We start from the raw sequence: 11,029 nt of genomic DNA on the forward strand, positions 1-11,029 counted from the left end.
ATAAGGGTGAAAATCACCAAAAAATGAATGCATATATTCTGAATTTTATTCCTCAATTTTTGGCTTGCTGTAAGGACTTGTAGTTTCATTATCACTAGTGCAATTTTGATTTGGCTATTACGCACAACGCCCCTGTAAGGCGCGTTTGTTTACTTTATTAAGCCAACTCCAACGGCATAGCATTAAGTCTTTTACCAGTTAGTCTAAACACGGCATTGGCAATGGCAGCACCAATTGGCCCTAGTGGTGGCTCACCCACAGGCCCCGGTTTATCACCACTTTCCAGAATAATCACATCAATTTCTTTAGGAGCATGTTTCATCATGGCCATTTTATAGGGTCCATAAATGGTTGGCCTTAACGCTCCATCTTCTACATACATGCGCTCAAACATGGCCGCGCTCATCCCCATAATTATGGAGCCTTCGCACTGTGCTTTCACCTGATCAGGATTTACGGCAAATCCCGGGTCAATAACGCAAGTTACTTTATGGACTTTGATTTCATTGTCTTCAATGGACACTTCTACCACATGTGCGGCAGGCGTGCTGGCATCTGTAGAACACGCAAAGCCTTTGGCAATTCCATCTTTTACCTGTTCATTATAGTTTCCATTCTCAGCGGCAGCTTCAATTACTTTTTTAAGTCTTTTGCCGGCCTCGTCATCCTGAATATGTGCCAAACGGAAATCAATAGGATTTTTACCTGCTTTCAGCGCCAATTGGTCCATAAAGCTTTCGATGGCAAAGGTATTGGCCAATAAGCCAAGGCTACGCCACCAGCTTGTGGCGAAAGGTAGCTTAACCCTCCAGCTGATAGCCCTGTAATTAGGTATAGCACCATACTGAATCATGCCACCGCGCCATGCGCCCAGGTCAGAGCCAATAACATTCTGTATTAAATTAGGAAGTAAGGCAGAGCCATACATAACATCTCCGCTTGAAACATTGTGTTCAATGGCCGTGATCATCCCGTCATCACTGAGCCGGCCTTTCATGATATGATGTGTAGGAGGTCTGAAAGTATCATTTTGAAATTCTTCCTTCCTGTTAAAATAGCATTTCACTGGTTTGCCAACAGCTTTTGAAAGCACTGCTGCCTGTACGGCATTTGGTGTGTGCAGTCGCCTGCCAAAACCACCGCCTAAAAATGTGGGGATAATATTTACCTGGTCATCATCGAGGCCTAGTCTTGCAGCCACCTCACCACGGGTTATTTTCACCACCTGAGTAGACATAATGATGGTTGCTTTATCTTTTTCAACATAGGCAACAGCACCGTTGGGCTCCATCTGGGCATGAGCGCCTAGTGGACTAAAATACTCGGCAGTTATGGTAGACTCGTCTGATAAATATTTTTCCGCATCTCCTTCGGTTTGTATTGTAACAGGCTCGCCTTTGCCCACCTTAATCATATCTTCAATATCCTTGGTTTGCCAGTTCTTTTCGGTTTCCCAATTTGCCTTTATGGCCAACTTAGCATTTTCGGCTTCCATATAAGTGTTAGCCACAACGCCTACAAAGTCATCTTCGAGAACAACTTTGACTACCCCCGGCATGCCTTCAGCTTTAGAAATATCTGCCCCTTTAAATTTGGCTCCTATTAAAGAAGACCGCACTACAGACCCATAAAGCATATCAGGCATTTTGGCATCCATACCAAAAATAGGTTCTCCATAAACTTTATCCTGCAGGTCGACCCGCGGGATGTGCTTACCTACATATTTATAATCCTTGATATTGCGCAATGGCGGTGTGTCTGGTATCTCCCAGGTATCAACACCTGTTACTACTTCACCATAGGTCATAGACTTTCCGCCACCGGTAACAGTGGCATTTTTAGTAGTAAGTTGATCAACGCTTAGCCCCATCTTTTTGGCTGCTTCATTTTTGATCATCTCTCGCATGGTGGCCGAAAGCTCCCTTAGAGGTTGCCAAAGGCTATTAACCGATGTGCTGCCACCTGTAGAGAATTCATCTAAGTTGCCTGAGATTGATGCGGCATGCTGAACGCGAATCTGTTCGATATTTACATCTAATTCATCTGCAGTTATTTGTGCCAAACTGGTAAAGGTGCCCTGGCCCATTTCAACTTTTGGGCTGTAAAGCGTTATGATGTTATCAGTAGAAATTTCAAACCAAATCATAGGGTCACCGGTACTGCCCAGGTAGGGTGACTCTCCGGAGTTTAATTCCTGATACAGAGATCTTCTCAGGCTGTATCGGCCAAGGTAGGCTGCACCCACAAGTATTCCTGTTCCCCCAAGTAATGACCTGACAATAAACTTCCTCCTTGATATTTTATTCTTTGCTGCCATGGTTTAAGAATTTATAATGGAGTTAGATTTGATTTCGGCAGCCTTTTTAATGGCTTTGCGCATCCGGTAGTAGGTGCCACATCTGCAGATGTTTAATATATTCTCATCAATATCCTGATCTGAAGGATTAGGATTTTTTTCTATCAATGCTGCCGAGGCCATCATAAAACCAGGCTGGCAATAACCGCACTGTGGAACAATTTCTTCTATCCAGGCCTGCTGAATAGGGTGAGGGTTTTCTTTGTTTCCTAATCCCTCGATGGTAGTAATGTTTTTACCTTCAGCATATTTTACCGCATAAGAACAGGATCTAATGGCCTCACCATCAATATGTATAGTGCAGGCACCGCAGGCGGCCTTACCACAACCAAATTTAGTCCCCTTCAAATCAAGTACATCTCTGATGACCCAAAGTAGGGGTGTGTCACCATCAGTGTCTACTGTCTGGGTGTTACCGTTTATATTAAATGAGATTTTCATGATAATTTTAATTGAGGATTACTTGTATGTCGTATTTATCATTTTAAAATATTTTTATGCAGTCAGATTCATGTCTAAAGATTGCGGATCAAGTCCGCAATGACAGAAATAAAACGCATTGTCATTTTTCCTCTGGGATAATTGCTCCGGCATCAATCCATTTTTTAACCGCTTTTATATAATCTTCTTTAGATACTGGCGGCAGCTCTCTGGCATTACCTTCAGCATCGATACCGGGATCCCACGCCCAAAGAACAAGTTCATGTTCTGTAAGGTGGTGCATTAAATCTTCTGTTGTTCTATTTCCATTTTTCGATTTGTCCATCATTACCCTCGCTATCTCATACCTGTTAAGCCCTTCCCATGCCATGCTCTGTGGCGCCAGCGCCCATTCCGGAGCACCAGGCACACCAGAGTAATTATTATTGGATGACTGATGACAGGTGTTACAGTTAGTAGCACTCACCCCATTTGACCTGGTTATTCCAAACCTGTGGGCGTGACTATCCTCACCCTGCTTGGGGATGTTATCATTCGGATGACAGTTGACACACCTTTTATGAGTCAGAACATCCATCATGGTATGAAAAGCGGTTTCTGATTCTGGACTGATATTAGGAGCATCTACGTTGTTGCTTGAACTAATTGTTTTAAAGGATACCAGTACAACTATGAATATTAATAAAGTAATGCTTTGCCATGAATAAAGTGATTTCATACGGTTGAAATTAATAAAGTGAGTACTCACTTATAATGTTTATTAATTGATAAGTTAACAATTATTAATTCTTACAGCAAATGCTCCTTGTAAATAATTTATTGTTAAGTCTGCAGTTCACACTATTTCACCGTTCATGAAATAAATGCACAGTATTTTAAATCTTCTTCCTTATCTTGAATGTGATTAAACTTCCTAAACATGAAATTCAAGATATCAATCATTCTAGCATTTTTAGTATCAATTAACCTCTATGCACAGGTAGAAAAGGCACCGGCACGAGCTGAGGGTGACGGCCCATGGTCACAGCTGATCATTCGTGGTGTTACACTCATTAATGGTAACGGAGCGCCACCTACAGGCCCGGTAGATATTGTTGTTGAGAAAAATACCATTGTAGATATAAAAACGGTGGGCTACCCGGGAGTTGAAATTGATCCGACCAGGAGACCACAGTTAAAGGCAGGGGGTAAGGAGTTGGATGCTACGGGGATGTATTTGATGCCTGGTTTTGTTGATTCACATGCTCATATTGGTGGTCGCGCTCAGGGAGCTAATGCCGAATATGTTTTTAAATTATGGATGGCTCATGGTGTAACTACAGTAAGAGATCCATCAGCTGGTAATGGCTTGGATTGGGTGCTTGATCAAAAGAATAAAAGTGCGAAAAATGAAATCACCGCACCGCGGATAAAGGCCTACACCGCTTTTGGCATGGGTAGCGATAAACCTATCAGCTCACCAGAAATGGCCAGGGCATGGGTGCAAAGCAATGCTAAGAAGGGAGCAGATGGAATCAAATTCTTTGGAGCCAGTCCTGATATTATGGCTGCCGCATTAGATGAGAATAAAAAACTAGGCCTTGGTTCTGCTTGTCACCATGCGCAGATGGATGTAGCCAGGTGGAATGTTATGAATTCTGCCAGAGCGGGCCTTTCTTCTATGGAGCATTGGTATGGTTTACCTGAAGCATTATTCACTGACCGCACTGTTCAGGATTATCCTTTAGATTATAATTACAATAACGAGCAGCACAGGTTTGGTGAGGCCGGACGCTTATGGAGACAGGCAGCTCCACCATATTCAGACAAATGGAATGAGGTGATGAATGAGTTGTTGGAGCTTGACTTTACGCTTGATCCTACATTTAATATCTATGAAGCAAGTCGTGATTTGATGCGAGCGAGAAGGGCTGAATGGCATGAGACCTATACAATGCCTTCGTTATGGAAATTTTACCAACCAAGTAAGATTTCGCATGGTTCTTACTGGCATTACTGGGGAACAGAAGAGGAGGTGGATTGGAAAAATAATTACCGACTTTGGATGACCTTTATTAATGAATACAAGAATAGAGGAGGTAGAGTAACGGCAGGTTCCGATTCAGGCTTTATTTTCCAACTCTATGGATTTGCTTATATCCGTGAACTGGAGCTATTGAGAGAAGCTGGATTCCATCCTTTGGAGGTAATCAGATCAGCTACATTAAATGGAGCTGAGCTTTTAGGAATGGATGATAAGATAGGAACCGTAGAAGTGGGCAAGTTAGCTGATTTTGTGATTGTCGAGGAGAATCCATTGGCCAACTTTAAGGTGTTGTACGGTACTGGTGCTATCAAATTGACCGAAGATAATGAAGTGGTAAGAGTTGGAGGTGTGAAATACACGGTTAAAGACGGTATTGTATATGACGCGAAAGCGCTATTGGCTGATGTTAAGAAAATGGTAGATGAGGAAAAAGCCAAAACAGGATTTGAAATCAAACAACCGGGAATAGAATGAGATATCTTTTAGGAGTTCTAATCAGTGCTGTGCTCTTGTCTTGCACTAACCCGAAAAAGGAAATCGCTGATGATAATGTAGCAGATACAGAAAGCATATCTAATGTAGTTTTTTCATTAGATGGTACTGAGCTGCCTAAAACTGTTTATTCTGAAAAGCAGCATGCAAGGCTGGATAGCAATTTGGCCGCAGCTAAAGATGATTTTGAGAAAGAGCAAACTGAAATGAACTACATATGGCTGGGACGCAGAACAGCATATATGTCAAGATACAATGAGGCTATAGCCATATTTTCAGAGGGAATAAATGAATATCCTAATAGCTACAAACTTTACAGACACCGTGGCCACCGATACATCTCAACCCGAAAATTTGATGAGGCTATTGCCGATTTTGTAAAGGCTGCTGAACTTATGCCGAAGGATACATTTGAAATAGAACCTGATGGAATTCCTAACAAACTAAATCAACCTTTATCGTCTACTCAGTTTAATGTGTGGTATCATCTGGCACTGGCATACTATCTCAAAGGAGACTATGGATCTGCTGTTGAAGCTTATCAAAAATGCATGGAAACATCTGTAAATGATGATCTGCTTGTAGCTACCTCTGATTGGTTGTATATGACACTTATTAGAATGGGTAAGGAAAAGGAGGCTGCTGCCCTGTTAACTAATATTACTGAAGAGCTGAAAATCATTGAAAATGACAGCTATCTTAAAAGACTCTTGATGTACAAAGGAGAATTAACACCGGATGATGTTTTGGATGTTGAAGGCAGTACCGATTATGATTTGGCCATTGCTACACAGGGCTATGGGGTTGGTAATTATTACTTAGCTAAGGGAGATACAGTTAAAGCTAAAGAAATTTTTTCTGATGTATTGGCTGGAAAGCACTGGTCGGCATTTGGATACATAGCTGCAGAGGCTGATATGATGAAAATGAAATAGCTATTTAAACCTAACTTAGATTGACATTATTTTCACCTAGGTAATTGAAATTTCTATCACCTTTTGTATTAGGTCTCAACCAAGTGATCCTTGCTGTTTTTACTGTTGATTATGTTCTCTAAAGCCAAGCCACTGACGTAGGCCATTACTGGATAAATGGATACAAAAAACCTGGCATCCCAATCGACCCAGGTATTACAAACAATTAGGGTATGAATGATGCAGTATGATAATATTACAGTTTTGTATAAACCTGGGATAAGCTTTTTTCTAAATGCAGTAACGCTTAAAAAGTAACAAGGCCAAATGATTAGCAAAGCATATATATTATGCATCCATGACCAATAAGGGCGAATATGTGATATGAAGGTGATTAATTTGCTAGTGAAAAGTTTGAACCAATAGAGTGGGTTATTTAAAACAAATGAAGCCATTTCATATATCAACGCACCTTCTTCATCAGGAACAAAAAGATCCTCTGGAGCATCAATCATCATCAAATCCTTATATAAACTTTCGGCCGTTTCGTGCATTGCAAAAATGATATCACCCTTAGTATAAATGAGCATCACACTATGCATTGTGATTATCTGATTTGCTAAGACTAGCAAGGCGATACCAAAAATCACACAGCCGCTTATTTTCAGCAATCTGTGTGCAGGATTCTTCAAAAATCTAATGAATGCAGGAGTCAATATGGCAAGGAAAAGTGCTGGAGATGTAGGTCTACAGAAAAAACATATGGTTAGAATAATAATAGCAAAAGCCAGATTCTTTAGTGTTTTTTTGCTGTAATATTTTACCAAAGCAAAAAATGAGAAACATAGGAATGATATGTATAATGATTCAGTTAAAATATAAGAATGCCAGAACAGGTTGTCAGGAAACAATATGAATAAAGCACTGGCCAAAAATGCAGTAACAGGATTGTACGTTGCAATTTTAACAGCATGATAGAGGGCAATTACAGCGAGATATCCAATCACATATTGACTTATAATTATTGCTAATAAACTGTTAAAAAAGACCTGATTTATCATTACGAATATCGCAAAAGACAGGTACCAAAAATTTAAAGGATCGAAATAAAACCCATTCTGTAAGTTTTCAGCATAGGCTATATACCTAGGTGAATCGTTAACAAGCTTTAACCCATATTTATTAAACAAATAACAACTTGCTAGTAGGTAAAATAGAGAAAGAATAATAATGCCATACTTACCTGACACTTCCTTGAAGGTGGGTTTAAAATTAGTCACTTGGCTGATTTAAAGGTCAAAGCAAGTATAGAGAATTAATGTAAATATTACTTTAACTGTATTATACAAGTAATTATATTTTAATTCTTCAACTGCTTGAATGTGATTGAATTTTGATCAGGATCATAGATGCCCACACTTAGTGTTTGATCATCTTCGTTTACCTCACCCATTTTCACCCCACCATTATTGATTGCAACGTCAATGGTTTTGCTAATATCAGAAACGACTATATCAAATTGGTGACGATTTTGAGTAGCAGTGTTTCTCGCGATATCGGCAGGACAAAAGAGAAGTTTTAACTCACCCCATTGGCCTGAATACAATTTGGTGTTGAACATTTCCAGCTCCTTAAATTTGATATTGAAGAGGGCGGTGTAGAATTTCAGCATAGCTTCCATATTAGTAATGGCTATAGTCATGCCTTCTATTTTATAATCCATACTGATGATTTTAGATGATTATAGAAATAAAGACAAAATATAATTAATTCAAAGCGGCTTTCAATAATGACACTGGTGCAACCGACTCTCATGCTAAAGGATTAGCTTCGAACTTCCAATAAGTAATAAGGTTTTAAATCAAGAATACCCAATCACAACAGATATAATAATACTAACAGCAGCCAGTAGCATTATCAATAGTGTTGGTTTGAATATAAATTTCAACCATTTATTATATGAAATGTTACTTATAGCAAGTACGGCCATCATGGCCCCATTAGTTGGCACAAACATATCACCCATTACGGCTCCATACTGATAGGCCAATACACAAGTCTGGCGGGTAAGCCCAATCAAATCTGAGAGAGGCACTAATATAGGCATGGTCAATATAGCCTGTCCGGAATAACTTGGTAGTGGAAAGTGCAGGACAGAATGAGAAAGCATCATAATAACTGCAGAGAAAGCTGGAGGCAGATATTGTAAAGGACCAAAAAGAACATGCACGATTGAGTCTATTATCATTCCATCCTTTAGTACCAGCGAGATGCTATTGGCAAAACCAATAATCATTGCAGCAAAGATCATTTCTTTAAATCCTGAAATATAGGCTTCACCAGTGCCATTAACCCCAAGCTTGCCAATTAGCCCAGATACTAGGCCCAGTACAAAAAACGAAGCGGACATTTCATTAAAACCCCAATCAAGCTGTAATAAGCCATATATCACGATGCCAAACGTAATACACATTAAAAGGAGAATAATTTTAGATCTTATGGTAAGAGGCTCATTAGCAGAAGCCATTTCTACTTTTTCTGTCCTGTTTTTATTACTGTAGTTTATCAGGTAAATAAGCCAAACTATAAAGGCAATAATTAGGAAGATCAGCCTAAGCTCACTTCCTGAAAGCAAAGGTAAGCCTGCTTCTTTCTGTGCAATTATTACTGCAAATGGATTTGATGGGCTAAATGAACTTCCTATTACTGTTGATCCATAGCTCATGTAAATGGTGGAATATCTATCATAACCTAAGCTTTTACCAAAAATGAGAAGCATAGGCATCATAGCGATAACTTCTTCCTGAAGTCCGATGGCGGCTCCTGCAGCGGTGAAAATCGCAGATACTATAACCAGCGCTAGTACTTCCTTGCCCCTTAATACCCCAACCAGCTTACTTAACCCATGGGACATGGCCCCGGTTTTTTCAATAATGTAAAAACATCCACCAAGCAAAAGGATCAACACTATAACATCGGCTCTGCCTATGATACCTCTGGGAATAGCCAGAAACATGTCAAAAGCGGAAAGATGTTTGGCATCAATCTGTGCGTAAGATTTGTTTACCACTTGAGTAATCCCTGTTTCAGGGTTGGTGATTCTTTGATATTCACCTTGTGGAACTAAGTAGGTGAGAATCCAGGCTAGAAGAATAACGGCAATGATGACAACGAAGGCATTGGGAAATTTACTCATATAACATCCAACTTTAGAGACAACATGGCCATAGCATTTTAAAAGGTAAAGTTGCGTTTAGATGGCAATATAGAGTATTATTTATTATTTCTTAGTTTCAATATAAAGCAGCCTGATTTTGGCCTTATTCTTTATGTGCTCATCTATATCACTATACTTATCTAATGACTTGAAACATGAGGTTGGCTTAATCAGACCCGAAGTTGCAAGGTTCAATATCCAGTTTTTTTGATCACCTTCTTTCACCTCGCCCATCAATAATCTTCCATAGCGGGGCTATTATAATCGTTTTGCGAATAATTGTGATCAAAGTATTTTTTGATGCGATTGTGTTTTGTTGTAAAAAATAAACAATTTGTAAGAGCCTCTGTTATTGAATCATCTTTTTTACATGAAAAAAATATCATTTAAGGAAATTGAGGACTGGGCTTTGCAGAATTGGCAGGTCTTTACTGGAGTTTGTGCCTTTTTGGTAGTGTTATTGTCATTCCAGTTGTATAACCATGCAGATTTGGATAAAAGTGTTATACGTATCGCGGCCGGTCATCATTCTGATGAAAGTTATAAAACCGCCCAAATTCTAGCCGAATATGTCAACAACAATACTGACCATATTGAGATCCATGTTTTAGAAACGCAAGGGAGTAATGAGAATGCTGAGTTGTTGTTATCCAATCAAGTTGATTTGGCTTATATCCATTATGCGCCATCTATTGTGGGCAAAGTTAATTCACTTGCTATCATGTTTAAAGATGCAGTTCAATTGGTTGTAAAATCTGATGTCAGCACAAATGAAATAGGAGGCTTAATCGGTAAGAAAATTGCCATGTTGACGAATAAGTCAATAGAACCTCAGATGTTTGATATGATAATCAATCATTATAATATCTCTAGTAAGGATATTGTTTTGTTTGAAACTTCTATGGAAGGAGCACATTGGGGCTTTGAACATGGATTGATTGATGTGATCCTTCGCGTAAAACATCTTAATAATAAGGGTTTTAATGAGCTTATTTCTAAAACAAATCCCAAAGTACTTGCCGTAGATCAGTCGAGAGCATTTCAGTTTAAAAATCCATACTTTGAACAGCTGGAAATCCCTCGTGGTATTTATAAAGGCAATCCTCCCATTCCAGAAAATAATACAGAAACTATAGGTATAGATCGCTTTTTGGCAGCATCTCCAAATTTAAGCACAGATTTGGTTCACGACTTAACGGAAATCTTATTTGATAAAAAGGAATATCTTTTTTTAAAATCAAAAATTTTTGGTTTCATGACGCCTTCTACTACGAATTCTTTGATTCCTGTTCATCAAGGCTCCTTGGCCTATTTCTTGAGAGAACAGCCATCATTTTGGCAGCGTAATGCAGAGTTTATTGCACTTATTGTTACACTTATTTTAATAGCTAGTTCAGTGTTTGTCAACATTAAAAATCAGGCAAAAAGAAACAGGGTAAATGATTATAACCGAAGACTTCTGACACTTAAATTAAGAATTGAAAACGCTAAGGATTTGCTTCAGGTAGCCCAGTTTAAAGAAGAATTGGATGGTTTTATAGGTAGAGTAGTTGATGATGCCGTTTCTTCCAAAATCAGTTCTG

9 protein-coding genes are annotated in these 11,029 nt (G+C 39.2%); 3 read left to right on the top strand and 6 right to left on the bottom strand.

The window, feature by feature from the left end:
* Positions 1–157: 157 nt before the first annotated feature.
* From E1140_RS04995 to E1140_RS05005, 3 genes are all read right to left on the bottom strand, one after another.
* On the bottom strand, positions 158–2,317 hold the full coding sequence (locus E1140_RS04995; protein ID WP_155179714.1) for a xanthine dehydrogenase family protein molybdopterin-binding subunit: 2,160 nt from the start codon (positions 2,315–2,317) through the stop codon (positions 158–160).
* A 3-nt stretch (positions 2,318–2,320) separates the two neighbouring features.
* Positions 2,321–2,797 carry a (2Fe-2S)-binding protein gene (locus tag E1140_RS05000; RefSeq protein ID WP_155179717.1) on the bottom strand — a complete coding sequence of 159 codons (477 nt, stop codon included), beginning with the start codon at positions 2,795–2,797 and terminating at the stop codon, positions 2,321–2,323.
* 121 nt (positions 2,798–2,918) lie between these two features.
* Positions 2,919–3,515: a hypothetical protein gene (locus E1140_RS05005; RefSeq protein WP_155179720.1), complete on the bottom strand. Its 597-nt coding sequence runs from the start codon at positions 3,513–3,515 to the stop codon at positions 2,919–2,921.
* A 201-nt stretch (positions 3,516–3,716) separates the two neighbouring features.
* Here E1140_RS05005 and E1140_RS05010 point away from each other — a divergent pair, with 201 nt between their 5' ends.
* Both E1140_RS05010 and E1140_RS05015 read left to right on the top strand, forming a co-directional pair.
* Positions 3,717–5,297 carry an amidohydrolase family protein gene (locus tag E1140_RS05010; protein ID WP_155179723.1) on the top strand — a complete coding sequence of 527 codons (1,581 nt, stop codon included), beginning with the start codon at positions 3,717–3,719 and terminating at the stop codon, positions 5,295–5,297.
* A complete protein-coding gene (locus E1140_RS05015; protein WP_155179726.1) occupies positions 5,294–6,250 on the top strand; it encodes a tetratricopeptide repeat protein in 957 nt (318 codons plus the stop codon). The genes E1140_RS05010 and E1140_RS05015 overlap by 4 nt, the downstream gene beginning before the upstream one ends.
* Positions 6,251–6,318: 68 nt before the next feature.
* On the opposite strand, the gene E1140_RS05020 is transcribed toward E1140_RS05015, so the two are convergent.
* The 3 genes from E1140_RS05020 to E1140_RS05030 all read right to left on the bottom strand — a co-directional run bounded on the left by E1140_RS05020 (position 6,319) and on the right by E1140_RS05030 (position 9,425).
* Positions 6,319–7,509: a glycosyltransferase family 39 protein gene (locus E1140_RS05020; protein ID WP_155179729.1), complete on the bottom strand. Its 1,191-nt coding sequence runs from the start codon at positions 7,507–7,509 to the stop codon at positions 6,319–6,321.
* A gap of 80 nt (positions 7,510–7,589) precedes the next feature.
* Positions 7,590–7,952, bottom strand: coding sequence for a VOC family protein (locus E1140_RS05025; protein WP_155179732.1), 363 nt, complete (start codon positions 7,950–7,952; stop codon positions 7,590–7,592).
* A gap of 138 nt (positions 7,953–8,090) precedes the next feature.
* Positions 8,091–9,425, bottom strand: a complete 1,335-nt coding sequence (locus tag E1140_RS05030) for a YfcC family protein (protein ID WP_155179735.1) — start codon at positions 9,423–9,425, stop codon at positions 8,091–8,093.
* A 391-nt stretch (positions 9,426–9,816) separates the two neighbouring features.
* On the opposite strand from E1140_RS05030, the gene E1140_RS05040 reads away from it, so the two are divergent.
* Positions 9,817–11,029 (top strand): TAXI family TRAP transporter solute-binding subunit (locus E1140_RS05040; protein ID WP_155179741.1); only part of this gene is annotated, 1,213 nt, incomplete at its 3' end.

This window comes from Fulvivirga lutimaris (assembly GCF_009711525.1).
Lineage (GTDB): Bacteria > Bacteroidota > Bacteroidia > Cytophagales > Cyclobacteriaceae > Fulvivirga > Fulvivirga lutimaris.

Bases quoted from the DNA above. Each gene is read 5' to 3' on its own strand.
- E1140_RS05015 (WP_155179726.1), top strand. From the start codon at position 5,294: ATGAGATATCTTTTAGGAGTTCTAATCAGTGCTGTGCTCTTGTCTTGC.
- E1140_RS05025 (WP_155179732.1), bottom strand. From the start codon at position 7,952: ATGGATTATAAAATAGAAGGCATGACTATAGCCATTACTAATATGGAA.
- E1140_RS05010 (WP_155179723.1), top strand. From the start codon at position 3,717: ATGAAATTCAAGATATCAATCATTCTAGCATTTTTAGTATCAATTAAC.
- E1140_RS05030 (WP_155179735.1), bottom strand. From the start codon at position 9,425: ATGAGTAAATTTCCCAATGCCTTCGTTGTCATCATTGCCGTTATTCTT.
- E1140_RS05000 (WP_155179717.1), bottom strand. From the start codon at position 2,797: ATGAAAATCTCATTTAATATAAACGGTAACACCCAGACAGTAGACACT.
- E1140_RS04995 (WP_155179714.1), bottom strand. From the start codon at position 2,317: ATGGCAGCAAAGAATAAAATATCAAGGAGGAAGTTTATTGTCAGGTCA.
- E1140_RS05005 (WP_155179720.1), bottom strand. From the start codon at position 3,515: ATGAAATCACTTTATTCATGGCAAAGCATTACTTTATTAATATTCATA.